Annotated in this window: 25 protein-coding genes, 10 tRNA genes and 1 riboswitch; of the genes, 30 read left to right on the top strand and 5 right to left on the bottom strand. The window is 43.6% G+C overall.

Annotated features, from left to right (window positions below; all coding sequences use genetic code 11):
- The first annotated feature begins 17 nt into the window (after window positions 1-17).
- The 12 genes from G343_RS0101610 to G343_RS0101550 all read left to right on the top strand — a co-directional run bounded on the left by G343_RS0101610 (window position 18) and on the right by G343_RS0101550 (window position 3,134).
- Window positions 18-93: transfer RNA gene (locus tag G343_RS0101610), tRNA-Asp, on the top strand.
- A gap of 20 nt (window positions 94-113) precedes the next feature.
- Window positions 114-189: transfer RNA gene (locus G343_RS0101605), tRNA-Phe, on the top strand.
- 12 nt (window positions 190-201) lie between these two features.
- Window positions 202-277: transfer RNA gene (locus G343_RS0101600), tRNA-Thr, on the top strand.
- Window positions 278-289: 12 nt separating this feature from the next.
- A tRNA-Tyr gene (locus G343_RS0101595) sits at window positions 290-370 on the top strand.
- 5 nt (window positions 371-375) lie between these two features.
- Window positions 376-449: transfer RNA gene (locus tag G343_RS0101590), tRNA-Trp, on the top strand.
- Window positions 450-451: 2 nt separating this feature from the next.
- Window positions 452-527, top strand: a tRNA-His gene (locus G343_RS0101585).
- Window positions 528-532: 5 nt separating this feature from the next.
- Window positions 533-604 (top strand) — tRNA-Gln (locus tag G343_RS0101580).
- Window positions 605-610: 6 nt separating this feature from the next.
- Window positions 611-684 (top strand) — tRNA-Cys (locus tag G343_RS0101575).
- Between the two features lie 10 nt (window positions 685-694).
- A tRNA-OTHER gene (locus G343_RS0101570) sits at window positions 695-769 on the top strand.
- Window positions 770-799: 30 nt separating this feature from the next.
- A tRNA-Leu gene (locus G343_RS0101565) sits at window positions 800-884 on the top strand.
- 317 nt (window positions 885-1,201) lie between these two features.
- Window positions 1,202-2,482, top strand: coding sequence for a hypothetical protein (locus tag G343_RS0101555; RefSeq protein WP_020006373.1), 1,281 nt, complete (start codon window positions 1,202-1,204; stop codon window positions 2,480-2,482).
- Window positions 2,475-3,134: a DUF6320 domain-containing protein gene (locus G343_RS0101550; protein ID WP_020006372.1), complete on the top strand. Its 660-nt coding sequence runs from the start codon at window positions 2,475-2,477 to the stop codon at window positions 3,132-3,134. Before G343_RS0101555 ends, G343_RS0101550 begins: the two co-directional genes overlap by 8 nt.
- 56 nt (window positions 3,135-3,190) lie before the next feature.
- Here G343_RS0101550 and G343_RS15090 read toward each other — a convergent pair whose 3' ends face one another.
- Together G343_RS15090 and G343_RS0101540 are read right to left on the bottom strand one after the other, a co-directional pair.
- Window positions 3,191-3,340 (bottom strand): sporulation protein Cse60, encoded by a 150-nt coding sequence (locus G343_RS15090; RefSeq protein ID WP_020006371.1) that lies wholly within the window; start codon window positions 3,338-3,340, stop codon window positions 3,191-3,193.
- Window positions 3,341-3,565: 225 nt separating this feature from the next.
- Window positions 3,566-4,672 (bottom strand): 5-methyltetrahydropteroyltriglutamate--homocysteine S-methyltransferase, encoded by a 1,107-nt coding sequence (locus G343_RS0101540; RefSeq protein WP_020006370.1) that lies wholly within the window; start codon window positions 4,670-4,672, stop codon window positions 3,566-3,568.
- A gap of 86 nt (window positions 4,673-4,758) precedes the next feature.
- Window positions 4,759-4,860, bottom strand: a riboswitch (SAM riboswitch).
- A 198-nt stretch (window positions 4,861-5,058) separates the two neighbouring features.
- On the opposite strand from G343_RS0101540, the gene G343_RS0101535 reads away from it, so the two are divergent.
- The 12 genes from G343_RS0101535 to G343_RS0101475 all read left to right on the top strand — a co-directional run bounded on the left by G343_RS0101535 (window position 5,059) and on the right by G343_RS0101475 (window position 18,264).
- Complete coding sequence (locus G343_RS0101535; protein ID WP_020006369.1) at window positions 5,059-5,595, top strand: YceI family protein; 537 nt, start codon at window positions 5,059-5,061, stop codon at window positions 5,593-5,595.
- 101 nt (window positions 5,596-5,696) lie between these two features.
- The gene (locus G343_RS0101530) at window positions 5,697-6,674 is read left to right on the top strand and encodes an alpha/beta hydrolase fold domain-containing protein (protein ID WP_020006368.1); all 978 of its coding nucleotides are present in this window, start codon (window positions 5,697-5,699) and stop codon (window positions 6,672-6,674) included.
- Between the two features lie 267 nt (window positions 6,675-6,941).
- A complete protein-coding gene (locus G343_RS0101525; RefSeq protein WP_020006367.1) occupies window positions 6,942-7,298 on the top strand; it encodes a DUF6176 family protein in 357 nt (118 codons plus the stop codon).
- 199 nt (window positions 7,299-7,497) lie between these two features.
- Window positions 7,498-8,628 (top strand): tRNA epoxyqueuosine(34) reductase QueG, encoded by a 1,131-nt coding sequence (queG, locus tag G343_RS0101520; RefSeq protein WP_020006366.1) that lies wholly within the window; start codon window positions 7,498-7,500, stop codon window positions 8,626-8,628.
- 13 nt (window positions 8,629-8,641) lie between these two features.
- Entirely contained in the window at window positions 8,642-9,112 is a 471-nt protein-coding gene (gene trmL, locus G343_RS0101515) for a tRNA (uridine(34)/cytosine(34)/5-carboxymethylaminomethyluridine(34)-2'-O)-methyltransferase TrmL (RefSeq protein WP_020006365.1), read from the top strand.
- 13 nt (window positions 9,113-9,125) lie between these two features.
- Window positions 9,126-9,863 (top strand): oxygen-insensitive NADPH nitroreductase, encoded by a 738-nt coding sequence (nfsA, locus tag G343_RS0101510; RefSeq protein WP_020006364.1) that lies wholly within the window; start codon window positions 9,126-9,128, stop codon window positions 9,861-9,863.
- A 312-nt stretch (window positions 9,864-10,175) separates the two neighbouring features.
- Window positions 10,176-10,769 carry a 6-phosphogluconolactonase gene (locus G343_RS0101500; RefSeq protein ID WP_020006362.1) on the top strand — a complete coding sequence of 198 codons (594 nt, stop codon included), beginning with the start codon at window positions 10,176-10,178 and terminating at the stop codon, window positions 10,767-10,769.
- A 176-nt stretch (window positions 10,770-10,945) separates the two neighbouring features.
- Window positions 10,946-12,334, top strand: a complete 1,389-nt coding sequence (gene fumC / locus G343_RS0101495; protein WP_020006361.1) for a class II fumarate hydratase — start codon at window positions 10,946-10,948, stop codon at window positions 12,332-12,334.
- A gap of 10 nt (window positions 12,335-12,344) precedes the next feature.
- Window positions 12,345-13,871 (top strand): exopolyphosphatase, encoded by a 1,527-nt coding sequence (gene ppx / locus G343_RS0101490; protein WP_020006360.1) that lies wholly within the window; start codon window positions 12,345-12,347, stop codon window positions 13,869-13,871.
- A 39-nt stretch (window positions 13,872-13,910) separates the two neighbouring features.
- Window positions 13,911-16,031 (top strand): RNA degradosome polyphosphate kinase, encoded by a 2,121-nt coding sequence (locus G343_RS0101485; RefSeq protein WP_020006359.1) that lies wholly within the window; start codon window positions 13,911-13,913, stop codon window positions 16,029-16,031.
- Between the two features lie 137 nt (window positions 16,032-16,168).
- Window positions 16,169-17,686: an anthranilate synthase component I gene (gene trpE / locus G343_RS0101480; protein WP_020006358.1), complete on the top strand. Its 1,518-nt coding sequence runs from the start codon at window positions 16,169-16,171 to the stop codon at window positions 17,684-17,686.
- Entirely contained in the window at window positions 17,686-18,264 is a 579-nt protein-coding gene (locus G343_RS0101475; RefSeq protein ID WP_020006357.1) for an anthranilate synthase component II, read from the top strand. Before trpE ends, G343_RS0101475 begins: the two co-directional genes overlap by 1 nt.
- A 31-nt stretch (window positions 18,265-18,295) precedes the next feature.
- Here G343_RS0101475 and G343_RS0101470 read toward each other — a convergent pair whose 3' ends face one another.
- From G343_RS0101470 to G343_RS0101460, 3 genes are read right to left on the bottom strand one after another with little or no spacing between them, the layout of a single operon-like run.
- The gene (locus G343_RS0101470) at window positions 18,296-19,123 is read right to left on the bottom strand and encodes an RluA family pseudouridine synthase (RefSeq protein ID WP_020006356.1); all 828 of its coding nucleotides are present in this window, start codon (window positions 19,121-19,123) and stop codon (window positions 18,296-18,298) included.
- On the bottom strand, window positions 19,124-19,630 hold the full coding sequence (locus G343_RS0101465; RefSeq protein WP_020006355.1) for a thioredoxin family protein: 507 nt from the start codon (window positions 19,628-19,630) through the stop codon (window positions 19,124-19,126). It abuts the gene before it with no gap.
- Window positions 19,631-20,053, bottom strand: a complete 423-nt coding sequence (locus tag G343_RS0101460) for a disulfide oxidoreductase (protein ID WP_020006354.1) — start codon at window positions 20,051-20,053, stop codon at window positions 19,631-19,633.
- A 126-nt stretch (window positions 20,054-20,179) separates the two neighbouring features.
- Here G343_RS0101460 and G343_RS0101455 point away from each other — a divergent pair, with 126 nt between their 5' ends.
- The 6 genes from G343_RS0101455 to G343_RS0101430 all read left to right on the top strand — a co-directional run bounded on the left by G343_RS0101455 (window position 20,180) and on the right by G343_RS0101430 (window position 25,585).
- Window positions 20,180-21,286, top strand: coding sequence for a GAF domain-containing sensor histidine kinase (locus G343_RS0101455; protein ID WP_020006353.1), 1,107 nt, complete (start codon window positions 20,180-20,182; stop codon window positions 21,284-21,286).
- A 4-nt stretch (window positions 21,287-21,290) separates the two neighbouring features.
- Entirely contained in the window at window positions 21,291-21,923 is a 633-nt protein-coding gene (locus G343_RS0101450; RefSeq protein ID WP_020006352.1) for a response regulator, read from the top strand.
- Window positions 21,924-22,034: 111 nt separating this feature from the next.
- The gene (locus tag G343_RS0101445; protein ID WP_020006351.1) at window positions 22,035-23,333 is read left to right on the top strand and encodes a dicarboxylate/amino acid:cation symporter; all 1,299 of its coding nucleotides are present in this window, start codon (window positions 22,035-22,037) and stop codon (window positions 23,331-23,333) included.
- 165 nt (window positions 23,334-23,498) lie between these two features.
- Window positions 23,499-23,954 carry an XRE family transcriptional regulator XdrA gene (xdrA, locus tag G343_RS0101440; RefSeq protein ID WP_020006350.1) on the top strand — a complete coding sequence of 152 codons (456 nt, stop codon included), beginning with the start codon at window positions 23,499-23,501 and terminating at the stop codon, window positions 23,952-23,954.
- A gap of 89 nt (window positions 23,955-24,043) precedes the next feature.
- Window positions 24,044-25,174, top strand: coding sequence for a DUF445 domain-containing protein (locus G343_RS0101435; protein WP_020006349.1), 1,131 nt, complete (start codon window positions 24,044-24,046; stop codon window positions 25,172-25,174).
- Between the two features lie 54 nt (window positions 25,175-25,228).
- Complete coding sequence (locus G343_RS0101430; protein ID WP_020006348.1) at window positions 25,229-25,585, top strand: YlbF/YmcA family competence regulator; 357 nt, start codon at window positions 25,229-25,231, stop codon at window positions 25,583-25,585.
- Window positions 25,586-25,590 lie beyond the last annotated feature (5 nt).

Raw genomic sequence — 25,590 nt, 5'->3', positions numbered from 1 at the left:
CCGCAATTTTTAAATCAGGTCCCGTGGTGTAGCGGTTAACATGCCTGCCTGTCACGCAGGAGATCGCGGGTTCGATTCCCGTCGGGACCGCCATTTAAAAGATTATATGCAGTGGTTCAGTAGCTCAGTCGGCAGAGCATGTGATTGAAGCTCACAGTGTCGGCGGTTCGATTCCGTCCTGAACCACCATTTTCCAGTTTAGCCGGCCTAGCTCAATTGGCAGAGCAACTGATTTGTAATCAGTAGGTTAGGGGTTCAATTCCTCTGGCCGGCACCATTTTTATCCAGTGGAGGAGTAGCGAAGTGGTTAAACGCGGCGGACTGTAAATCCGCTCCTTCGGGTTCGGGAGTTCGAATCTCTCCTCCTCCATTTATAGGGGTATAGTTTAATGGCAAAATAGAGGTCTCCAAAACCTTCGATGTGGGTTCGATTCCTACTACCCCTGCCATGGCGGTTGTGGCGAAGTGGTTAACGCACCGGATTGTGGCTCCGGCACCCGTGGGTTCGATTCCCATCAGCCGCCCCATTTATTGGGCTATAGCCAAGTGGTAAGGCAATGGGTTTTGGTCTCATTATGCGTAGGTTCGAATCCTGCTAGCCCAGTTTGAAGGCGCCATAGCCAAGGGGCAAGGCCGAGGACTGCAAATCCTTTATCACCGGTTCGAATCCGGTTGGCGCCTCCATTATAATAACGCGGAAGTAGTTTAGTGTTTAGAACATGCTTCTTCCTGAAGCAAGACATGGGTTCAAATCCTATCTTCCGCTCCATCTTATTTATATTTACTTTGATAATGTCATGCCACCGTGGCGGAATTGGCAGACGCGTTGGACTCAAAATCCAATTCCCTTTGCGGGAGTGTCGGTTCGAACCCGACCGGTGGTACTTTATAGAACTATTAAATTGATTTCAACAATAAAATTTTTGAAGGCAGTCAGATATAGTTTTCTGGCTGCCTTTTTTGTACTTTTAATCGAGGGAGCAGATGACATATCAATTCAGAAAGGAGAGAAACATTACGGACAGCAGGAAGAAAGAGCCTAAAGATATAGTAAAGGCCGTTAAAGACATTTTGAAAAGAAGATAAGAAACGTTAGGGTGATCATAGGTCCTATGGTCACTGATACATAAATGATTCAAAAAAAGTCTTTTGGCGATTATTATGTCATAATAGGACATAATATTTCTTCAGGGGGTGGAGTATGGACAGCTGGTACCGTATAGATAATACAGGCAAAATTTTTCATGCAGTATCCAATGCAGAAAATTCATATGTATACAGGATTTCGATGCTTCTCACAGAGGAGGTCGAACCTCCAGTGCTACAGGAAGCGCTTAATGCCATCATTCCAAGATTTCCGACATTGACTGTCCGTGTAAAGAAAGGATTGTTCTGGGATTATATGGAGAAAAACGATGCACCGCTCTTTGTACGGGAAGAATCCAATTACCCATGCGCACCGATTAAACCTTCTGAAAATGACGGCTATCTTCTCAGAGTATTGTATTATCACAAAAAGGTCTCGTTGGAAGTTTTTCATTCACTGACAGACGGTACCGGGGCATTAGAATTTTTAAAAACCCTTGTGTATCAATATCTGCTGTACAAAAAAAGAGATGTGTCTGACGATGGTTTCATCCTGCTGCCGGAAGATCATCCAAGCAGTAAAGAGACAGAGGACAGCTTTCATATCTACGCGGATAAAAAAGAGAGAAATGTCTTCAGGAATGAAAATTCCCCGGCGTACCAGATAAAAGGAACGGAGTTCAGGTCCGCTGGTATCAATATGATCCACGGTGTGATGGATGCGGCAAAGGTGAACGATTATGCAAAAAATCTTGGTACTACATTGACAGGATACCTTGCAGCGCTTATGATTCATACTGTAGGTGTAAAAATTCAAACAAAAAAATTCGATAATAAACATATAACAGTAGCCATCCCGGTCAATCTGAGAAGACAGTTTCCATCCGACACTTTAAGAAATTTTTTCTCTGTTGCGAATATAGGCGTCACTTATAATGATAAAATGCATTTTCCAGACATTGTAGATAAAGTGAATATAGAAATGATAAGACGCACCGGGAGGAAGTCGCTTCAAAAGAGTATCAATCAGCATGTCTATCTGCAGAACAGCTTCTTTACAAGAGGTATACCGGTATTTTTAAAGTATCCTGCAATGCGGTATGGTTTTAATTATATCGGTGAGAGGACAAAGACAATGACAATGACAAATATGGGGAATGTTATGTTGTCTGAATCTATGAAAAACTACATTGAGCGGATGGAAATGGCGATTTATACAACCAGGAAAAGTCCGGTAGGATGTGGCGTTGCAACTATTAATAATGTATTGACGATTACATTTTCCCAGTCAATTGAAGAGACGGACATCGTTCGGGGGTTCTTCAATGAGCTGACAAAACAGACCGGGGCAAAAATCGAAGTGTATTCCAATGAGTGGGGGGAAACGAATGATTAAATGTGCAGAATGCAGTACATGGACCAGACAGGCCAAATGCCCGCTATGCCAGACACAGCTTTCAGACAATGATACTGACAGAGAATACCGGTACCCATCCTATAAGGGGATGAAATTCGGTTTTAGAAGAGCACCGCGCTTTGCAATCCTGGCAGGCTTTTTTATAATTATGACTTGTCTTTTTATCAATATATCGGTGATGCCACATTATTTATGGATATTTTACGTTGCCGGATCGGTTACCTATTTTATCGTTTCCTTTAATCATACGATACTGTCAAAGTCACATCTTGGAAGCAAGATTGTGATACAGATAGTAAGTCTGACACTGCTGCTTCTGCTCATCGACTCAAGATCGGGTCTGCTGACATGGTCTGTAAATTACGTGTTGCCTTTACTTATCATTTCAGGCATGATCATGATTACCGGTATTGTGCTGGCAAAACGCATAAAATGGAGCAGTTATTTCAGCTTTCTGATTATTACGATTGGGCTTGGTTTCCTGCCTTCCATACTGATTGCGGCCGGTATTGTAACGGTATTATGGCCGAGTGCACTGGCAGCAGCGTATGCATTTGCTGCCATCGCAGTAATGTTGTTATTTGCCCAGCAGTCCTTTCTCACTCAGCTTGGCAGACGGTTCCATCTCTAAAATTTGTGATAAGAAAAGACATCCAAATCATTTTGATTTGGATGTCTTTTCTCTTCTCAGTCCTTATAGATGATTAATACAGCAAAAGTGTTGCCTGCAGAAAATTTAATATCGATGATTTCAGCCTGGCCATTTTCATACATAAACTCGTTGATCTTTTTATCCATCCCTTTTTCAGTCATCGCTGATAAAGTTTTCACCTTCATTAAATCCTCTCCGTTTACTTTAAATTCAGTTTAATTATACACATAATTTAAGGCGTTTCATATGATTTAAATATATGGAGAATATTAGACACACTACTTTGAAAAAGAGAATTAATGTATACTAACATGTTATTCTGTCAGATGTCAGTTTTCAGCCGCAGTGTATTGTGAATCTCATAAATAACGAAAAGGACCGATCCGTCTGATCAGTCCTTTCACCAATGATTATTCCCCAAACATCTCTTCTGAAAGGTCTGCGATATATTTCAGTTTTGCCCATTGTTCATCTTCTGTAAGAATGTTGCCATGATGGGTTGAAGCGAACCCGCATTGCGGGCTTAGACATAATTGATCTTTAGGGATGTATTTGGAGGCTTCTTCGATTCTTTCTTTGATTGTTTCCTTATCCTCTAAATCACCATGTTTTGAAGTGAAAAGGCCCAGTACAACTTTGGGCGCTCCTTGCGGAATGTAGGAAAGCGGGTCAAAATCTCCAGAACGATCGTCGTCATATTCCAAAAAGAAGCCGTCTACTTGTTCTTTAGCAAAAAGCACTGGGGCAATTTTTGCATAACTTCCTTCGAACGCCCATTTGGAACGGTAATTGCCTCTGCACAGGTGGGTGGTAATCACGAGATCTGCCGGTTTTTCTTCAAGTACCCCGTTGGCGACTCTGAGCGCGAGTTCTATCAGCTTCTCCCGGTCATAACCGGAATCATTGAATGGAATCTCCGGTGCATTGAGCCCTGCAATGTAAACATCGTCAAACTGCAGATACCTGCATCCGGCGTTATAAAACGCTTTAACGGCATCTTTGTATGCAGCAATAACATCGTCTGCATATTCTTCGATATCGGGATAAATGTCAGTATTGCGGATACCGGCGTTAAACAGCTGGTTCGGACTCGGAATTGTCTGTTTCGCTACAGCACGGTCACCGACGATGTCCTTGAATTCTATAAAGTCCTTTACATGGGGGTGGTTTTCATCGAAGTGGATTTTCCCCGTCACCCGTACATCATACCGCTCTGTTTCTTCACCTTTAAATGCAAAACCGGTTTCCGGCACATATCCTTCAACGCCGCCGAGATGTTCCAGAAAGTCCGTATGCCAGAAGCGTCTTCTGAATTCCCCGTCTGTGACAGCTTTCAGACCGGCTTCTATCTGTTTATCCACCGCATTTTTAATTTCTTCTGTTTCTATGGATCTAAGCCGCTCATATGAAATTTTATCTGCCTTATATTCCCTGCGCGCTTTGTGGATACTGTCGGGGCGGAGCAGGCTCCCGACGTGATCTGCTCTGAATGGTGCTTTAACTGTCGAATTTGCCATTATATTCCCTCTTTCTTTAAATAAAAGTCTGATGAAATAAACTCCACTCTATCCGTTAAGAAGAAAAGTGGAGTTTGTTATCCTGCTTCTCATCTTTGAGCTGCTGCTCCTGGAATTAGCACGGTATTGCCAGACAATCCGCTGCTGAGGTTTCGTCGGGCCAGTCCCTCCGCCTCTCTGGATAAGAATTTCGTTTATTAAATTAATATCACATTAAATGATATATAATTTTCTGTCAAGTATGAATTATTTGATTGAAAATGGGTAAACAGAAATGTAATCCACAATATACTTATTTAAAGTTTGGTGGTTGCAAAAAGTAAATAAGTGATGTATTATTGTATTATCTCGAAATCGAGACATTAATTTCAGGAGGTTTTTTAACTATGACAGTTTACGTATCAGATGCAGTCCACTCAGAAGTCGCTTTCCAGATAAAACACATGATGGTTTCTAAAGTAAAAGGTGAATTCGAGGATTTTACGTTTGAAGTGGATACAAACGATCTTGAAAATTTTTCAGATGCTAAAGTAACAGCTGAAATTGACGTTTCAAGCATTAATACCGGTCAGGAAGATCGCGATAATCACTTAAGATCCGCAGATTTCTTTGACACTGAAAATAACCCGAAAATCACTTTCACTTCCAACAGTGTAGAAAGATCAGGCAGTACAATTAAAGTGACCGGTGATGTTACGATGGCTGGAGTCACTAAAGAAAAAACTTTTGAACTCGTTTATAACGGTAAAGGCGTGAGCCCGATGAGCGGTGAAGAGGTTTACGGTTTCGAATCCGAATTCACTATCGACCGTGAAGAATTTGGTCTGACCTGGAATGCCCAGCTTGAAACCGGCGGTGTTCTTGTCAGTAAAGATGTGAAAGCGAACCTGGAACTCCAATTCGGCGCGAAAGCTGAAGGTTAATATAATTGGGTGAGCCATGTCTCTTAAATGAAAGGGATATGGCTCTTTTTTGTTTATATGCGCCTCTTAATGGTTATTAAACACTGAGGAGTGTGACGGCAATGAAAAGTTTTACGAAATTGAATGTTTTAGGTTTGTCGGTCTCATTGGCAGGCGCTATCATTTTTGCATTACATACCAAACATATCCAGCAAAGGAGTTTAGGCAGCCGTCTTGCTGAAATGATGGTTAAGACCGCTAATATACTGCCTGAAAAGATTGATCAGAAGTTTATCCGCAAACAGATTAAAAGCAACCGCAGGGAATATCACATTCCAAATGGCATGATTATTGATTCCAGAAGTGAATTTTTCTATATTCGCGGCATGAAAATATTTAAAATAATACCTGATGAAAAAATTTCAGACAGAAGAGTTCTTTATCTCCATGGCGGAGGATATATCAACCAGCCGCAGCCGTTTCACTGGTGGTTTCTGGACAGGCTCGTGCAGGAGACAGGGATGGTATTCCTCGTTCCAATATATCCCAAGGCGCCGGAATTCAGCCATGAAGAAGCGTATGCACTCATAGAAGCATTATATGAGCAGCAGTTCGATAACACAGAGGGCGACCTGGTCATAATGGGGGATTCCGCCGGCGGCGGATTATCGCTCGGTTTCACTCAGATGCTGCGTAATGAAGCAAAGCCGCTGCCAAAGGCACTCATATTAATATCACCCTGGCTTGATGCCACATTAAGCCATCCAGCGATACCTGAGTATCAGCGTAAAGATCCCATGCTCGGAAGGAAAAATTTAAGTAAAATCGGCAGTATGTGGGCGGGTAACGCTGCCCCGGATGATTATAAAGTCTCTCCTGTGTATGGGTCTGTTAATGGATTGCCCTGTATTTCAATCTTTGTGGGTACCCGCGAAATCTGTCTGCCTGATGTGCGGGAGCTTCAGTCAAGACTCGAAGATAGTAAAGCGCCTTATAACTACTGCGAGTACCCAATGATGAATCATAATTTTCCGTTGTCACCGATAAAAGAAGGGATGAGAGCCAGGAGCCGGATTGCAGAAATTTTAAAACGGACGTAGCAAAAGCCTGAAGAGAATTGTCTATCACCTGAAGAATGTAAGTAAGCACAACGGTAATGATGAATCATAATCAATGGCTGCAGGAGAGGCATATTGAAAAATTTAAAAAAGCGCTTGCTAAACGAGTATGAATGATGTTAATATCAATCGTGTTGTTCAGGCACTCTATCCCATACCTTTGATCTGCAGCAGATCATTATGGTGTTTCAATTAAGTCATAAATGGGTTAATATAGATGTGCTATGTAAAAGGTGAGGGGGCAGACATATGAAGGTCGAACTTACTAAGTTTAGAGTAAAAGAAGGCAAGAGCGAGCGTGTAGACGAGTGGATCACTTATATGCAGGAGCATATGGATGATGTTCTGATGACGCTTGAAGGTGAAAAGATGTTTGTTGAAACCATCTTCAGGGAGCAGGTAGGCAAACACGAATATCTTTACTGGTACAGCGTTCAGGATGAAAGTGGACACGAACTGGATGACGATGATACGCCAATGGACAGCAAACATGTAAGGTATTGGGAGGAATGCATTGATAAAACATTCCGGCCTGAAGACCTCGATGCTTCAGTAGTCATGATTCCGCCGCGTATTCGCAAGGCAATGCAGGATTGTATCAAATAATCCGGGATGGATTAAATAAGGAGAGGGACCTCTGGCGGCCCCTCTCCTTATTTCTGTTTGTCAGAAAAGGGAATCCTGATATATAATATAATAATTGGCAGAGACGTATCTGCGATTATCGGGAACATTAATTGCGTAAGTGTTTTTTATTTTAATATATGAGAATCACGCATTTTTTAACTGAAGGGAGGGATAAAAAATGGATCGTCATGAATTTAAGAAAAAAGTGGTGGATTATGCATATTCAATCGGTATCGATGAGATTGGATTCACCCATGCTGAACCTTTTTTGGAGTTCAAGGAGAAATTGATCGACTATCATAAAAGAGGCTATGCTTCCGGTTTTGAAAAAGGCACGGCAGCAGAGCGGACAGAACCGGAGCTATCTTTGGACTCAGCTGAAAGTATCATTTCGATCGCAGTGGGGTATCCGAATAAGATGCCGGACGCACCGAAGAGCAGGAAAGGGGAGCGCAGGGGGTTATTTGCAAGAGCATCATGGGGGGTGGACTATCATACGCTTTTGAACCAGCGGCTGTCCAAACTTGAAGCGTATATCAGGGAACTGGATCCTCGCGTTGAAACCAGATCCATGGTCGATACCGGCGTGTTGAGTGACAGGGAGGTCGCCAGGCGGAGCGGCCTTGGCTACATCGGAAAGAATGGATTTGTGATCAACCCGAACCTGGGTACATATTCCTATCTGGGTGAAATGATTACCAGTTTTCCATTCCCCCCGGATGAGGAACTGATTGATTCATGCGGGGATTGTAATTTATGTGTGGACCGCTGTCCGACAGGAGCCCTTATGGGCAATGGGCAGCTGGATTCACAGAAATGCATATCCTTCCAGACTCAAACCAAAGGGTTTCTCCCTGATGAATACCGCAGCAAGATCGGCAACCGGTTGTACGGCTGCGACACGTGCCAGCAGGTATGCCCAAGAAATAAAGGCATCAATACCGATCATCATGCAGACATTGAATTGGAGCCGGAAGTATTGAAACCGGAACTGACAGGTCTGCTTGAGATTTCGAACAAGGATTTCAAGGGGACCTATGGTCACCTTGCCGGTGTCTGGAGGGGCAAGAAACCGATCCAGAGAAATGCAATCATTGCCCTGGCACATTATAAAGAAAGAGACTCAATCGATGTATTGAAGCGGGTGGCTGAAAATGATCAAAGACCTGTCATAAAAGGCACCGCGTATTGGGCCATCGGACGTATCCTGCAGTCTGAGGCACTTGAATATATCAATGAAAGATATATAATAGAAGCGGACGAAGAAGTGAAGCGTGAAATGCTTAAAGGCGTCCAGGAAGCAGTTTAGGGGAGAAATGGAAATGACAAATCATATCGTACTGTACCAGCCGGAGATTCCTACGAACACCGGGAATATCGGCAGAACCTGTGCAGGTACAGACACAACACTTCATCTGATCAAACCGCTCGGCTTTTCCACTGATGATAAGATGCTGAAAAGAGCCGGACTCGATTATTGGCACAATATGGATATCAGATATTACGACAATGCAGAGGAATTTATTGAAAAGACATCAGGTAACTATTATATGATTACCAAGTTTGCAGAAAAATACCATACAGAAATGGATTTCAGTGATGCTGAAGAAAATCATTATTTTGTCTTTGGCAGAGAAACATCCGGGCTGCCGGAGTGGATGAAAGAGAGATATGCAGATACTGCGTTAAGAGTACCAATCAACGATAAAATAAGGTCCTTAAACCTGGCAAACACTGCTGCAATACTGCTCTTTGAATCCTTGAGGCAGCAGGGCTATCCGAAACTACATTAGGAGGAGGCACACAATGAACGAAACAATCAACCTGCTGAAGAACCATCGATCAATCAGAAAATTCAAGGATGAGCCGCTTGAGCGGGAAACCGTAAAGGAACTGGTGGCCAGCGCTCAGAGTGCAAGCACATCCAGCTATGTGCAGGCTTATACGATTATGGGTGTTACAGACCCGCAAAAAAAGGCGGCGCTCAAAGAAGTCAGTACGCAGCCATATGTGGAAAATAACGGACACCTGTTTGTTTTTCTGATGGATTATTACAGGCACAGGATGCTGTCGGAGAAAAAAGGGCTGCCGATCCAATATGACAAGACTGAACAGCTTGTCGTCGGTATCGTTGATGCAACACTTGCAGCCCAGAATCTGGCGATAGCTGCAGAAAGTATGGGGCTTGGGATATGCTATATCGGTTCACTCAGGAATGATATGGCCAGAGTGATTGAAATTCTGGAACTTCCTGAAGGTGTCGTACCTCTGTTTGGCATGGTGACTGGTGTACCTGACCATGAAGGAAGCAGGAAAGAACGCCTGCCTTTTGATGCGGTTTACCAGGAAAACACATATATGCCTTTTGAAGCGGCGGAGGAGAGCATTGAAGCGTATGATCAGAGAATCAGCGAATACTATAAAGCGCGTACAGACGGTGAACGTGATGATACGTGGAGCGATCAGGTCATTCCAATGTTAAGAAAAAAACAGCGTCTGGATGTGGACGCAGTGATTAAGAAGCAGGGCTACCTGGGACAGTAAAAAAAAGGCACATAACTGTTATGTACCTTTTTATAGAACGATCATATCAATGATTAATTCAGTCTCTTTTCTCCGTTGTCTTTGTAACCATATTCGGATTCGCGGCAAGCGGTCAGAATCGAAGTCAGGAATGAGATACACACCATAAGTATAAGAAATGCTTTCATAAACTGCGCCTCCTGTAATCATGCTTAATTCCATTATAAACCAAACGGCTGAAAGAAAAAAGCTGTATGCGGGAAATTTATTGTTAGAAACCTTCATCTTGAGGGTACAATAGAACTGACAGTGAGAAAATTAGGAGGAATCACCATGGCTATGAATTTCAAAATTTTTAATGACGATGAGCTGCTCAGCATATACACGGGTGATATTTTAAGGAAACAAGTGCATAACAACCCTGAAAGTATTCTGGCACTTGAACTGAATAAGGATCTGGACTGGACATATGAAAAATTTGCAGGGGAAGTGACACAGCATCCGGCAGATTTTTCACAGGTTTATATCGCAACTGTTAACAGTAATGGTGATGCTGATATCTTTAATCATCTGGATATTCCGAAAAATCAGCTGAAGACACGCGGCACTTCAGAACAGCTCAGCAGCATCCTGGGCGGCAAAAAACAAGTAAATCTTGCACTGTTGAACATCGGGGCCAACGGCGGTGTCGGATATAGCGGCAGCGGTGATGATGAGCTTTTATTTGCTGCCAGGGAGTTGATACTCGTGGCAGCCGGTGAAGATAAAGCTAAAGCTGTAAGGGACTTATATGATGCTGCAGAGAATGGCTCGGAAGCTTTTTCCAAGGTGAAACAGCACCGCATGGTCACTGTTGTGCTTGACAGTGCAGCAGCTTCGAGACTCGATCCGGATATCGCAGAATACTATACTTCAGAATTCGCTTAGATTCAGGCGTAATAGAGACGAAAAGGGAAACTGACGGTTATATTATCGATTCCCCCTGATGAAAACTCAGGTACTGAAAAGGAAGCAGAAATTAAAAATCATGAATAAGAGATGAATCCTCCTCTAAATTAGTATAAAATATTCCATGAATACTAATTTTTCAGGAGGTTTTTTAATTGTCATACAGAATCGAAAAAGATACTATTGGTGAAATCAAAGTACCCGCTGATAAATATTGGGCGGCACAGACGGAAAGAAGCAGACAGAATTTCCCGGTCGGCCAGGAGACAATGCCGATGGAAGTGGTGTCGGCATTTGCCCATCTTAAAAAAGCTGCAGCTGTTTCGAACAATGCACTGGGAAAGCTTTCCGATGATAAAAAAGAAGCGATCATATTCGCATGTGACAAAATCATTAACAGAGAACTGGATGAACATTTCCCTCTTGTCGTCTGGCAGACTGGCAGCGGCACGCAAAGCAATATGAACGTCAACGAAGTGGTCAGCTACGTGGCCAACGAATACCTGGATAATCAGAATAGCGGAGAAAAAGTCCATCCGAATGACGACGTCAATAAATCACAAAGTTCTAACGACACGTATCCAACCGCAATGCACATCGCACTTCTGCAGTCTGTTGAAGCCAAACTGGTGCCAGCGCTGAAAGCTCTCAGAGCAACCTTCGAGCAAAAGGAAGAAAAATTCCAAGCGATCATCAAGATTGGCAGAACACATCTTCAGGATGCCACACCGCTGACACTCGGGCAGGAAATCAGCGGCTGGAGATATATGCTTGAAAAATGTGAGACGCTTGTCGATGAATCGAAGCAGCAGCTTAAAAACCTGGCAATCGGCGGCACTGCCGTAGGTACAGGCATTAATGCCCATCCTGAATTTGGCGGGCGTGCAGCTGAGGAGATTTCAAAGCAGACCGGACTTGAATTTGTATCTTCTCCGAATAAATTCCATGCGCTGACTTCACATGATGAAGTGGTTTACCTGCACGGTGCATTGAAAGCATTGGGGGCTGACCTGATGAAAATTGCGAATGATGTCAGATGGCTGTCTTCCGGTCCGAGGGCCGGTATTGCTGAAATAGAAATTCCGGCAAACGAACCCGGATCTTCAATCATGCCCGGTAAAGTGAATCCGACACAGTCAGAAATGCTGACAATGGTGGCCTCCCAAGTTTTCGGCAACGATGCAACGGTAGGGTTTGCAGCTTCCCAGGGTAATTTTGAGCTGAATGTATTCAAGCCGGTTATTTTCTATAATACCCTTCAGTCCATCCGCCTTCTGGCAGACGGCATGGACACTTTCAATGAGAATTGTGCCACAGGCATAGAACCAATTGAAGAAAATATTGAAGGATTCCTTAATAATTCATTGATGCTGGTTACTGCATTGAATCCGCATATCGGTTATGAAAATGCTGCCAAAATCGCTAAAAATGCACATGAAAAAGGCATTACATTAAAAGAATCAGCAGTTGAATCCGGACAGCTGACCTCAGAACAGTTTGATGCGTGGGTCAATCCTGAAGATATGATCGAATCCAAAGATTAAGGAGTAATTTATGAAAAGAATCGGTCTAGTAGATATCGGCTCCAATACAATTCGGCTGGTCCTGTTTGAGTATGAAGCAAAGACTGGGCTTAAGGAGCTGCAGAATATCAAGGCGCCGGCCAGACTTGAGAGTTTTCTGGACAGTGAGGACGTGATGGAGACAGAAGGGGTCGACAGGCTGCTTTCCATTCTCAAAAGTTTCAAGCAGATTTCAGAAAAATATGGGGTAGAGGATGTTTATCCTGTAGCGACATCTGCCATTAGACAATCGATCAACGTGGATGAAATCCTGGAAAGGGTAAAGCATGAACTTGGCATAAACATCAAGGTGATCACGGGGGACGAAGAGGCTTACTACGGTTACCACGCTGTTGTGCACACCATCAGTAACATGGATGCTGTCACAATAGACATTGGGGGCGGAAGCACCGAGATCACCTATTTTGAAGATAAGGATCTCATGCACTCCGTCAGTCTGCCGTTCGGCGCTGTGACGCTCCATAATATGTTTTTTAAGGACAGAAAGCATAATGATAAAAAAGCAATAGCTGCTACTGAAAAATACGTCAGGGAGCAGTTGAACAGCGTCAAATGGCTGCCAAAGCGCAAGGTGCCTATCATAGCCATCGGGGGGAGCGCCAGAAGCATTGCCAGAATCCACCAGTCATCCATCAATTATCCGATTGCAGGTGTCCATGGATTTTCAATGAAGGAAAGCGATTTGAAAGATGTATATAAACTGCTCAAGGATACAGATGAGGATGATCTGGATGATATAGACGGGTTGAGTAAAGATCGCAGTGATATCATTCTGCCGGCATCGATTGTCTTTAAAAGCTTATACAGCACTGTTAAGGCTCAAGAATTTAAATTCAGCCGCAAGGGCCTGAGGGAAGGACTGGCGATGTCTATCATTTCAAAGGAAAATCCGGATGCTTTTAACAAATTTAAAATATTCTCAACTTCCCTAAGAGAGCTTGCCAATAATTTTCATATTAATGAATCTGCCGGAGCAAGGCGTACTGAAATTGCAGAACGCGTTTACCATGAACTGGAGAAATTTGACTTCATCAGTTTCCAAAAACATGAGAAGCATCTGATGATGAGTGCTGCCTACATCTTTTATCTGGGGGAATTCATCGACCGGGATGCCACCAGTCAGCACACCTATTATCTGATTACCAACAGCAACATCAACGGTATTGTCCATAAAGACAGAGTCCGGCTGGGACTGCTTGCCAGCTTTAAGAACAAGACACTGCTGCAGTTTTATGCAAAGGAATCCGGATGGTTCGGCAGCGATGAGATAAAAACCATTCAGGTGCTCGGCAGCATTCTGAAATTCTCCAATGCACTGAATGTTTCTGATACGGGCGTAGTAGCAGAGCTCTATATGGAAAAGGCAGACGATAATTTTGTGCTGAATGTGAAGTATAAAGGGGATCCCATTGCCGAAGAATATCAGGCAAATCGTCAAAAGAAACACATAGAAAAAATCATCGGTACAGATCTGGAGGTGAAATTTACAGAAGCTTAACATTCAAAGTGTATAATATACAGTGTAAGGAGGAGTGTTATGGCTTATAAACTGAATAATCCGGAGTACTATAATAATCGTGAGCTTAGCTGGCTCAGGTTCAACTACAGAGTCATTGAAGAAGCGGCGGACAGTAATAATCCCCTGCTTGAGCAACTGAAGTTCCTGGCCATAACAAGCTCAAACCTGGATGAATTCATCATGGTCCGTGTGGCCGGACTGAAGGACCAGGTTAAGATGAATTATCATGAACCGGACACCAAAACACAGCTGACCCCAAAGGAACAGCTCAAAGGGATTGGAGAATTAAACAGGGCAAACTCAGAAGTTCAATATGACTATTATCACCAACTGATGCAGGAACTGGAAGCATATAATATCTACCTGAGACGGCCCAATCAATTATCAGAATCAATGCAGGCGGAAATCGAAACGCTGTTTGATGAACAAATATATCCTTCGCTCACACCGCTTGGCATTGATGCCTACCGCCCATTTCCAAAATTGATGAACAAAAAGATAAATATTTTTGTCAACCTGTCGAATGAACTGGGGGACCGGACCGCCATTGTCCAGCTGCCGACTGTCATCAAACGCTTCTATGAGATCAAAGAGGGTAAGGACACATATTTTATCCTCACCGAAGATATTATAGAAGAACACGTAGAGAAGTTGTTTAAGGGTTTTCGTATCGATCGTACCTTTCCCTTCAGAATTACACGTAATGCCGATCTGACTATTCATGAGGAGGGGGCCGCAGATCTTCTGATTGAAATAGAAAGATTCCTTAAGGAACGGACTAAAGGTGCTGCGGTCAGACTGGAAATTGATATCAGCAAAAACAGTATGATCAACGGTTCATTTTTGAGAACTGAACTGGACCTTCATGAAGAAGATGTCTATAAATTTGACGGGCCGCTGGATTTGACTTTCCTGTTTGAACTCAGTTCACGGTTAAAAACGGACTTACCAAATCTTGTGTATAAACCATTTACACCCCAGGAACCTAAATTCCTCGGATCTGAAAATGTGTATAACAAGGCGATGAAAGAGGATATATTCTTCCACCATCCGTTTGAAACTTTCACACCGGTTGTTGAATTCATGCAGGAAGCAGCGGAGGATCCGGATGTGCTTGCAATTAAACAGACACTGTATCGTGTCTCCAGCGATTCACCGATCATCGATGCGCTGAAAACCGCTGCGGAAAATGGCAAACAGGTCACTGTCCTGCTGGAGCTGAAGGCACGTTTTGATGAAGAAAACAACGTGCAATGGGCAAAGGAACTTGAGGATGCAGGATGTCATGTCATCTACGGGATGCATTATCTGAAGACGCACAGTAAAATCACTTTAGTCGTTAAAAGAGTGAAGGGCAGACTGGTGAGATTTGTACACCTCGGCACCGGGAATTATAATGATTCAACAGCAGAGCAGTATACAGATATGGGTATCATTACAACCGACCCGCAAATCGGGAGTGATGCAATTAACTTCTTTAACTATTTAAGCGGCTACTCATTGAAACCGGAATACAATGCCCTCCATGTGGCCCCATTTGAAATCCGTGATCTGTTCGGGGAATCGATAGATGATGAAATTGAAATTCACAAAAAGTACGGCAACGGATATATATTTGCGAAAATGAATTCTCTTACAGATAAGAAAATCATCAATAAACTGCTTCAGGCATCCCAGGAAGGCGTTAAAATTGATCTGATCATCAGAGGCATCTGCTGTATGAAGCCCGGAATTGAAGGTGTCAGCGATAATATACGTGTCATCAGTATCGTGGGCAGATTTCTGGAGCACTCCAGGATCTACTACTTCAATCATAATGGTGAAGAAAAAATGTATCTGTCCAGCGCCGATATGATGACAAGAAATATGATCAAGCGTGTAGAGATTCTGTTCCCGATCTATGACAGGCGGATCATTGAGGAATTGAAGTCAATCAACCGGCTTTATCTCATGGATAATATTAAAGCGCGCAGTCAAAAACCGGATGGTTCATATGAATATGTCAGAAACTCACACCCACCGGTCAGTGCACAGGAAGAATTGATGAGACGTTCCGAAAGCTGCGGCAGGGAACAGCAGGTGCAAAAGGAAAATGAACTGCTGCTGAAAGTCAGAAACAGGTTTAAAAGAAAAAAATAATTGGACAGTGTGATGAAGCCGCCTGGATACATTCCGAGTGATATGTATCCAGGTGTTTTTAATATTTATTTGACTTTATTTTCTGAATTATTTAGAATAATCACATGTATTTTAACTAGAATAAATGAGGTGACGATATGACCACGTATGAACAATTTGCAATGGATGCAGAGAAACACAGAACCATTCCGGTTGTTGAAACTTTTTATACAGATATACTGACGCCGGTTCATATGTTTCATGCATTAAAGGAAGAAGCGGTATATATGCTGGAATCAAAAGAGCCTGATTCCCCGTGGTCCAACTTCTCATTTATAGGCTTGAACCCGATGGTTGAAATTGAAGGACAGCATGGCAGTTTCATAATCAAAGATTTGGAAAAAACAAAAAAAATAACAAAACATACGTTTCAGGAAGCATTTGACTACGTTGTTAAAATGCTTGATGTGAGCATCCCTGATATTGATATTCCATTCAGGGGCGGCGCGGTCGGCTATATCAGTTACGATTCGATATCTGATTATGAGCCGGTCCCCCCGCCGGCCGATGAAGGCGGCTCACTGCCGGATTATCATCTGTTATTCTGCCGGACACTGCTTGCTTACAATCACAGATCGAAGGAAGTCACCGTTTTAAATTTCGCACAAACGGATGCAGATGCTGACCTGGAGGCAGTATATACAGATTCCAGACGTATCATTGCAGATATAAGGCAAAGACTCGCAGGACAGATCACTTTAACCGATCTGATGCTCCCAGGGAATTTAGAAGTAAACAGGGAAATAAAATTCAAAAGTAATTATGAGAAAGAAAAATTTAAGAATGACGTTTTAAAAATTAAAACGCATATAGAAGCCGGGGATATTTTGCAAGCTGTGCTTTCCCAGCGATTTGAGACAAAGACGGACAGAAACGGTTTTGAACTTTACAGGGTATTGCGGCATGTCAATCCGTCGCCCTACATGTATTATTTGAAATTTAATGGTGTTGAGGTCATCGGCAGTTCACCGGAACGGCTGCTGCAGGTGCAGGATAATCGTCTTGAGGCCCATCCAATCGCCGGGACCAGGAAACGGGGGACTACACAGGCAGAGGATGACAGACTGGCTGAAGAGCTGTTGAATGACGAAAAAGAGATTTCGGAACACCGCATGCTGGTGGATCTTGCCAGAAATGATATCGGCAGAGTATCAGCGTTCGGCACGGTCGAAGTCAGTGAATATATGGTGATTGGCCGGTTTTCAAAAGTGATGCATATCATTAGTAAAGTAAACGGTACGCTCAGAGAGGATGTTTCTCCAATCGATGCATTCATATCCTCTTTCCCGGCAGGCACGCTGTCCGGTGCCCCGAAAGTAAGGGCAATGCAGATTTTGAGAGAATTGGAACCGACGCCGAGGAATTTGTATGGCGGCAGTATTTTGTATCTGGGATTTGACGGCAACATGGATTCCTGCATCACTATCCGTACGATGACACTTTCAGAAGGCAGTTTATATATACAGGCCGGGGCCGGGGTGGTTGCCGATTCTGACCCCGAGTCGGAATATCAGGAAACGGTGAATAAGGCAAGCGCACTGGAAAAGACTGTTCAAATCACTGAGACCATATTTGGCGCAGAAGCAGCTGCAGAACCGGCGAAAGGCGGACAGTGATGATATATATGATAGACCATTACGACTCCTTTACATTCAATATCGTACAGTATCTGGGGGAGCTCGGATATGACATCGCAGTGAGAAGGAATACGCATGTGACCATTGAAGAAATTGAAAGGCTGGCGCCGGATCTGATTTTCCTGTCCCCCGGTCCGGGCACTCCAAAAGACACCGGGACAACTTTGGAAGTCATTGACAGGTTCAAAGGCATTGTACCTATATTCGGCGTCTGTCTTGGCCATCAGACAATTGCATATACCCACGGGAGTGAGATTGTAAGAGCAGCCAGACTCATGCACGGTAAAATTTCGAAATTGAGGCATTCCGGGGCGGGCATATTTTCAGGTGTGCGTCAGGATACGGCTGTCATGAATTATCATTCCCTGGTTGTCGATCAACGGACGCTGGCAGATGAATGGGAGATTACAGCTGAAAACCATGAAGGAGAAGTTATGGGCATACGGCATAAAACTCACTCATTGGAAGGCATCCAGTTTCATCCGGAATCCATCGGCACTGTCCAAGGCAGGAAAATACTGAAAAACGCAGTCGAACAATTGAAAATGAAAGTATAAAAGCGGAACGGGATTGATATCCCGTTCCGCTTTACAATGTTTCTTTGTCCAATACTACGCGGACATATGTCTGGAGTATTGGATGCTGGAATTCGATTTTGCAGGCGAAAAGCTGTAAATCATGCAGCGTCGATGTGCCATACAATGGATCGCCGATGACCGGCATGCCGATATGTTCGAGGTGGACTCTGATCTGGTGGGTTCTCCCGGTTTCAAGTTCGATTTCAAGCTCGCAGAAGTCTCTGTTTACCTTGGCGTCCAGTATATGTGTAATGGCTGCCTTGCCTTTATTGGAAATATGATACTTATTTCGTTCTTTAGGGTTTTTGGCAACCGGCATATTGATGGTCTGTGGTTCCGGCAGCCGTTTCGTATCGACTCGGGCGATGTATGTTCTTCTTATCGCTCTTTCTGCCAGCATGTGATCAAGCATTTTCTTTATGAGCGGGTGTTTGGCAACAAGCAACACTCCTTTGGTCTCCTGATCCAGTCTGTGAACCGGTTCAAGATAAGGTGTGTTTAGTGTAAACACTGCATGATTCATCAGAGTGTCCGTTTCATCAAAATCATTTGGGTGGGTCTTTACCCCCTGAGGTTTCAGGAGGACTGCCAGATATTTGTCCTCATACATAATTTGGCATGGGCTGCTGCCTGGCTGATAGCTGCTTCCGCTGTGACCGTCTTTCAGGTGGATGTTATCACCTGTGTGAACTTCAGTGTTTAAAGGGGACGGGATAGCATTGATTTCAATGTCTTTGGACATCCGGAGAAAGTGGAGTTCTTTTTTTGGCACATGGAGTGCTTTTAATATATCTTCCAGTGTCATTGAATCGAAATTTTGATGAATTACAAACTGCATCTAGTTTTCTCCAGCCATGGCATTGATGAATTCCTCGTAACCTTCGGCATTGCCGGGATCACCGGTGAGACGGTCCACTTCCTCACCATTTTCGAAATAGATGAGTGTCGGTGTCGCTTCAATCTGATATTCCTGCCAAGCTTGTTCATACTCGTCGACATTGAGCTGTGTAACTTCTTCTCCGGTATTTTCAAATGCATCGATGAGGTATGGCGTCGCATTTTCACAGTGTCGGCATGTCGGGCTCCAGAAATAGACAAATTCATCTTCGCCGTTGTCGACGATGGCATTCACTTCATCCAGCGTCTGATTGTAATGATAATTTTCGTCATCAAGTTTGTCTATCGTCGGGCCGGACAGTTCGTCTGTTTCCAGGTCGGTATATGGATAGTATCCGGAGTCGCTGAGCTGTTCCGGCTCACTTGAACTGTTGTTCATATAGAGGAATACGCCGACAAACGCAACAACCACAATGCCGATGATGCTGTAAAATATTTTGTTTCCCATTTAGAAATTCTCCTTTTTAATTGTTTTTGCCATAAATGATAAAATTAATATAATGATGAATGCTGTAAGAGCCAGAAATGGAATAGTGATAAATCCAAACCAGTTGATGTACTGTACAGTACAGGAGACACCTTCACATGAAACGGCCCCTTCATCAAATATAATGGATTTCTGCAGCAAGTAATGATAACCGGCCATCATCACACCGATCACACTGATTGCCCGGGTATAGATGATTGCCCCATGATCTTTACGTATGATGCCGATGAGTGAAATGAGTACGATGGGGTACATGATGATCCGCTGGTACCAGCACATTTCACAGGGTACATATTGTCTGATTTCACTGAAATAAAGTGAACCCATTGTCGCCAGAAGCGAAGTCAGAAATATTAATTGCATATACAGCCTGTTCAGATTCAAGTCAGTCCTCCTTGGTACTTTCCTAAGTATAAATCATACTATATCATTATAGAAGGATTGACCGAATTACAGGTGACAATTATTTTACAATTTGATTAACGTTGTATGTATGAAAAGAGGCTAATTATGAAGAGTAAACTGCAGCTTCTGAAAGATATTGCCGAGTTCCTGAATGAAGAGACGGATAGAAATACGATGATTGACGGGGCTCTGAGAGAGCTCATCGATCATACGGATTTTGAAACGGGATGGGTGTTTTTCATCAATCAGCAAGGCACTCACGAACTTATCTCCCATTACCGGCTGCCGCCTTCACTCGAAAAGGAAAACAATAAACACCTGTGTGATGGCAACTGCTGGTGTGTCACTAAATATAACAATAATGAGCTGGAGCAGGCAACGAATATATTTGTATGTTCAAGGCTTGAAAAGGCGAAGAAAGCGTTTCCTGGAGAGAATAATGGCATCACGCATCATGCGACAGTGCCGTTGATTTCCGGTGAAGAATCCTTCGGACTGCTCAACATCGCGAGTCCCGGGAGAGAGCAGTATGATAAAGATGAACTGGACCTGCTTGAATCCGTCGCATTCCAGATCGGGTCCACGTTAAAACGGCTGGAATTGACCGCCCGGGAACAGGAAAATATGATTATTAGGGAACGTCAGCGGCTGGCCAGGGATCTTCATGATTCTGTAAATCAGATGCTGTTTTCCATCGGTATCACATCACATGCAGCCAAAGGTTTGAATGATGAAGAAAAGGTTTCGGATGCATTCAATTCCATTGAGAATACGTCCAAACATGCCATGAATGAAATGAAAGCATTAATCTGGCAGCTCAAACCCATTGGTCTGGAGAATGGGATCATCAATGCGATTCAAAATTACGCAGAGCTGCTGGGGATAGATCTGGATATAGATGTTGCAGGTTTCTATAATGTTGAAGATGAGGTGGAGATCAGCCTGTACAGAGTGCTCCAGGAAGGGCTGAATAATATCAGGAAGCATGCGGGCAGCAGCAGGGCCGACATTGCAATCATTTCTGAATCAGACCATCTGAAGGTAAGAATATCGGATAAAGGCGCCGGCTTTGAAGATGATAAAGACTCCCAAAACAGTTATGGACTGGACAACATGAGGGAAAGGGTGCGGAAGTTTGGCGGTTCTCTTGACATTGAGTCAAGGAAAGGTTTTGGCACGACGATAACAGTTACAATACCGATTGGAGAGTAAGCTTATGTATAACATAATTATGACGGATGACCATCATATTGTCAGGGAAGGTATGAAATTTTTGTTATCGACTACAGAAGATATCAACGTCGTTGAAGATTTTGGCACAGGCGAGGAGACTTTAAAATTTCTGGAGGAAAACCAGGCGGAGATCGACCTGGTGCTGCTCGATCTTGTGATGCCGGAAATGGATGGTATCGAAGTGACCCGGCGGATAAAAGCCGAATACCCGGAAATCAAGGTATTGGTGCTGTCAAGCTATACAAGCGAAGAGTATATCCGCCCAGTCTTTGCCGCCGATGCTGACGGTTATATCATCAAGGAAATGGAGGCAGAAGAACTGATCGGCGCCATTAAAAATGTGATACAGGGAGAAAAAGTCATCCATCCGAATATTTTGGAAGTCATCGACCAGGGAGGGGATATGCCCCATGAAAAAAATTTACTGTCAGCAAGGGAGATTGAAGTGCTGAAAGAAATCGTCCGGGGGAAATCCAACAAAGAGATTGGAGAGACGCTTTTTGTCAGTGAAAAGACAGTCAAAACTCATGTCAGTCATATTCTGAATAAGCTGGAAGTGACAGATCGGACGCAGGCCGTGATATATGCAATCAAGTATAATATCGTTAATTTCTAAAAAAATTATCGGGGACGGGAGTAAACGGTTACAAAAATTTTATTTACAAAAGCCGCAAGTCCTCTTTATAATAAGTAATGATTCTTTATTTTCAAATTTTAGGGGGATGTTATGAAAACGAATAGAATGACCCTGTATATTGTCATTGGTCTCATCGCGGGTATTGTGATAGGGTCTGTGTTTAATACGATGTCGGATCAGGCATGGGTACAGTGGATTGACCAGTACATATTCAATGTTGTCGGCCAGCTGTTCCTGAATATGATCTTCATGATGGTGGTGCCGATCGTCTTTATCTCAATCGTCTTAGGTGTCTATAATGTCGGAGATCCGAAAACACTCGGCAGTCTCGGTATCAAGACGATCGGATTTTATCTGATCACAACAGCCATAGCGATCACGATCGCAATGACAGTCGCCAATGTACTGGATCCGGGTACCGGCCAGTCCGAGCTTCTCGAATCGGAAGAAGTATCCGAGTACCGTTCAACGGAACTCGAAGGCGGGGAAACCGGTCAGGCCGTAGAGCAGACAGTCGACCAGACCATCATCGATCTAGTGCCGGGGAATATTTTTCAGGCCATGGCCGAAGAAAATATGCTCCAAATCATCCTGCTCGCCGTATTCATCGGTATTGCCATGATTACGGTCAAAGATAAGGTCGGCACGCTGGTGAAGGTGTTCGAACAGGCAAATGACGTGGTACTGACGATTGTCATGGCCATCATGAAATACTTTGCAGCTATTGGCGCCTTCGGCCTGGTGGCTACAGCGTTCACCCAGGCCGGATTCGATGCGATTGGGCAGCTGGGCATGTACTTTGTCTGTGTACTGATTGCATTGTTTATCCATCTTGCACTGGTATATGGTTCAATGGTCCAATTTTTGGCGAAGAAAAGCTACGTATGGTTCCTTAAAAACTTCGCGCCGGCAATGGGGATTGGTTTTAGTACTTCATCATCCAGTGCCTCACTGCCCGTTTCATTGGAGACTGCGCAGAAAAGACTGAATATCCGCAAGGGGATATCCAGTTTCGTTCAGCCGCTCGGCGCCACAATCAATATGGATGGCACGGCCATCATGCAGGGCGTGGCGACAGTATTCATCGCTCAGCTCTCGGGCATTGATCTGACGCTCATGCAGATGGTGACAGTGGTTGTCATTGCGACAGTTGCCAGCATCGGTACTGCCGGAGTTCCGGGTGTCGGTCTGGTAATGCTGGCAATGGTGCTGACAGCGATCGGTCTTGATCCGGCGGCGATCGGTATCATTATTGGGATAGACAGACTGCTTGATATGACCCGGACGATGACGAATATCACCGGAGATGCTGCGATCGCACTGATTCTTGATCATCAGCAGGATGTTAAAGAAGGCAAGCACAAAGAAGGTGCGTCCGAAGAGGCATAATTTTAATCTTAAAATTGAATAATCCAAAGGGGCATGTGATGAACACTTGGTGACATAAAGTGCATGCCCCTTTTATTTTTTGGGAAAATATATTATTATATTAAAAGTGTATAATTATAGTATAGGGATATTACAATATAAGGATTAATTGAAAGGAAGAAAAGAATGGATAAACAGACTTTTACGGAGATGCTCCAGTCCAAGTTTAAAATGGTCAGGACGGAAGCGGGTTACACGCAGGACTCCATGAGTCATACTATCGGGCTCTCCAAAAAAACACTCGTGCAAGTAGAGAAAGAACGCATAATGCCGAACTGGACAACATGCATATCATTGTGTGCACTGTTCAGGGAAAGTGAGGTGCTCACGAATACATTTGGCGGAGATCCACTGGAACTTGCACAGGTGATTTCAAGAGGGCATTGTGCCTATCCAAACTATGAAGGTGAAGCGGTGTACTGGGAGGAATTGGACAGGAAGAACGGCTACCGTCTCCAGTACAATAAGAGCAACCAGATCTACAGGGTGCTGAACCCGATGAACCGCCCGCTTCACGCCTCATATATTGAGCGTGAAATCCGCACATTCTTCTTGAGGCAGACAGATCTGCAGCTGGTTTAAAAAGTGACAAGCACCGGGCATACGGTGCTTTTCTTTTGTTTAAAAGCTGTTTATAGGATAATATAGGTAAGTCCGAGGAGGGGTGCGGAATGAATCCGGCTGTACAAATTTTATTCATGGCAGTAATTGGGTCGCTCATCGGCGGGATGACGAATATGCTCGCTATAAAAATGCTCTTTAAGCCTTATGAAGCAAAATATCTGTTCGGCTGGCAGCTGCCTTTAACGCCCGGCGTCATTCCAAGGCGGCGCGACGAAGCTTCAGGCAAGCTTGGAGAGATCATCAGCGGGCACCTTTTAACGCCGGAAGTATTCATACAAAAATTGAAAAGTGATGAAACCCAGAAATTCATCTTATTTTTTATCGAAAAACAGATCGATACAATTGAAAGGGAAAAACTCTCCGTCAGATACTTTCTGGAAAGGCTGTCAGAAGGGTTATCCCAAAAGATTGTTGACAGCTTTAATGATGAGCTTAAAAGTAAAATTCTTTCAGAGGGTGACCGGTTATATGGTGAAAAGATCAGCACTCTGATTCCGGATGATGCCATGAAAACATTGGATTCGAAAGTGGATGAACTCCAGCCGCAGATCATCAGAAGGGTCCAGCTGTATATCGATTCTGAAAAAGGGTACGACGATTTATATACGATGACCGATGAGTTCATTGAAAACAGGGGCAGGTTTGCCAGATCCTTAAAATATTTTATGAGCAAGGAAACAATTGTGGAAAATATCAGGGGAGAATTAACAAAGCTGCTGTACCATCCGAAAATGACGGATATACAAGTGAGAATCATTCAGGAAGAGTATGACAAAGTTAAGGGATACCGCCTTAGCGACATTCTCTCCCTCGATGACAAGACAGCTTTGGCTGAGAGTGTTTCAGATGTTCTGAAGCACCGGATAGATATTGATGCAATTCTCGACAGACCCATCATCGATTTCAATCCACAGATGTTCAATGCCTTTAAGGACAGAGGGAAATTTAAGCTCCGTGACAATATCACGGCCTACCTGGGTAAAAATACAGCGCGGATTTTTGAAAAGCTGCAGCTGGCGCAGGTGATAAAGAAACAGGTGGACAGTTTTGAACTCAGTCATATCGAACAGCTGGTCATGTCGATAGCGGATAAGGAATTTAAAATGATTACACTGCTCGGGTATTTTCTGGGTTTTATCATCGGCGCCGTCCAGGGAATCATTGTACTGTTTTTATAAGCAGGTGAAGTGTGTTAAAGTTATTATATCTTGTGTAAAAGGGAGTTTTAATTAATGACAGCCAACGTATATGATTCAGCGAATGCACTGGAAAGTGCACTTAGAGAATCCGAAGAATTTAATAACATGAAGGAATATTACGGGAAGGTCAATGACAATCCTGAATCCAAAGCAATGTTTGAGGAATTCAGACAGATTCAGATGGATCTTCAGCAGAAACAGTCGCAGGGTGAAGAAATCCAGGAAGAAGAAGTTCAAAAAGCACAAAAATCAGCTGAGGACATTGAAAAAGATGAAAACATCAAAGCATTGATGGAAGCTGAACAGCAAATGAGCCAGCTGATCCAGGACCTCAACAAAGTAATTATGAAACCCATCGAAGAACTATACGATCTTAACAGTCAAAATTAAGAGGG

Source organism: Salinicoccus albus DSM 19776, assembly GCF_000385175.1.
GTDB classification, from domain to species: Bacteria; Bacillota; Bacilli; order Staphylococcales; family Salinicoccaceae; genus Salinicoccus; species Salinicoccus albus.
This window is presented reverse-complemented; position numbering and strand designations above follow the sequence as displayed.

Coding starts and splice junctions, on each gene's coding strand:
- G343_RS0101555 (WP_020006373.1), top strand. CDS start 1,202: ATGGACAGCTGGTACCGTATAGATAATACAGGCAAAATTTTTCATGCA.
- G343_RS0101550 (WP_020006372.1), top strand. CDS start 2,475: ATGATTAAATGTGCAGAATGCAGTACATGGACCAGACAGGCCAAATGC.
- G343_RS15090 (WP_020006371.1), bottom strand. CDS start 3,340: ATGAAGGTGAAAACTTTATCAGCGATGACTGAAAAAGGGATGGATAAA.
- G343_RS0101540 (WP_020006370.1), bottom strand. CDS start 4,672: ATGGCAAATTCGACAGTTAAAGCACCATTCAGAGCAGATCACGTCGGG.
- G343_RS0101535 (WP_020006369.1), top strand. CDS start 5,059: ATGACAGTTTACGTATCAGATGCAGTCCACTCAGAAGTCGCTTTCCAG.
- G343_RS0101530 (WP_020006368.1), top strand. CDS start 5,697: ATGAAAAGTTTTACGAAATTGAATGTTTTAGGTTTGTCGGTCTCATTG.
- G343_RS0101525 (WP_020006367.1), top strand. CDS start 6,942: ATGAAGGTCGAACTTACTAAGTTTAGAGTAAAAGAAGGCAAGAGCGAG.
- queG (WP_020006366.1), top strand. CDS start 7,498: ATGGATCGTCATGAATTTAAGAAAAAAGTGGTGGATTATGCATATTCA.
- trmL (WP_020006365.1), top strand. CDS start 8,642: ATGACAAATCATATCGTACTGTACCAGCCGGAGATTCCTACGAACACC.
- nfsA (WP_020006364.1), top strand. CDS start 9,126: ATGAACGAAACAATCAACCTGCTGAAGAACCATCGATCAATCAGAAAA.
- G343_RS0101500 (WP_020006362.1), top strand. CDS start 10,176: ATGGCTATGAATTTCAAAATTTTTAATGACGATGAGCTGCTCAGCATA.
- ppx (WP_020006360.1), top strand. CDS start 12,345: ATGAAAAGAATCGGTCTAGTAGATATCGGCTCCAATACAATTCGGCTG.
- G343_RS0101485 (WP_020006359.1), top strand. CDS start 13,911: ATGGCTTATAAACTGAATAATCCGGAGTACTATAATAATCGTGAGCTT.
- trpE (WP_020006358.1), top strand. CDS start 16,169: ATGACCACGTATGAACAATTTGCAATGGATGCAGAGAAACACAGAACC.
- G343_RS0101475 (WP_020006357.1), top strand. CDS start 17,686: ATGATATATATGATAGACCATTACGACTCCTTTACATTCAATATCGTA.
- G343_RS0101470 (WP_020006356.1), bottom strand. CDS start 19,123: ATGCAGTTTGTAATTCATCAAAATTTCGATTCAATGACACTGGAAGAT.
- G343_RS0101465 (WP_020006355.1), bottom strand. CDS start 19,630: ATGGGAAACAAAATATTTTACAGCATCATCGGCATTGTGGTTGTTGCG.
- G343_RS0101455 (WP_020006353.1), top strand. CDS start 20,180: ATGAAGAGTAAACTGCAGCTTCTGAAAGATATTGCCGAGTTCCTGAAT.
- G343_RS0101450 (WP_020006352.1), top strand. CDS start 21,291: ATGTATAACATAATTATGACGGATGACCATCATATTGTCAGGGAAGGT.
- G343_RS0101445 (WP_020006351.1), top strand. CDS start 22,035: ATGAAAACGAATAGAATGACCCTGTATATTGTCATTGGTCTCATCGCG.
- xdrA (WP_020006350.1), top strand. CDS start 23,499: ATGGATAAACAGACTTTTACGGAGATGCTCCAGTCCAAGTTTAAAATG.
- G343_RS0101435 (WP_020006349.1), top strand. CDS start 24,044: ATGAATCCGGCTGTACAAATTTTATTCATGGCAGTAATTGGGTCGCTC.
- G343_RS0101430 (WP_020006348.1), top strand. CDS start 25,229: ATGACAGCCAACGTATATGATTCAGCGAATGCACTGGAAAGTGCACTT.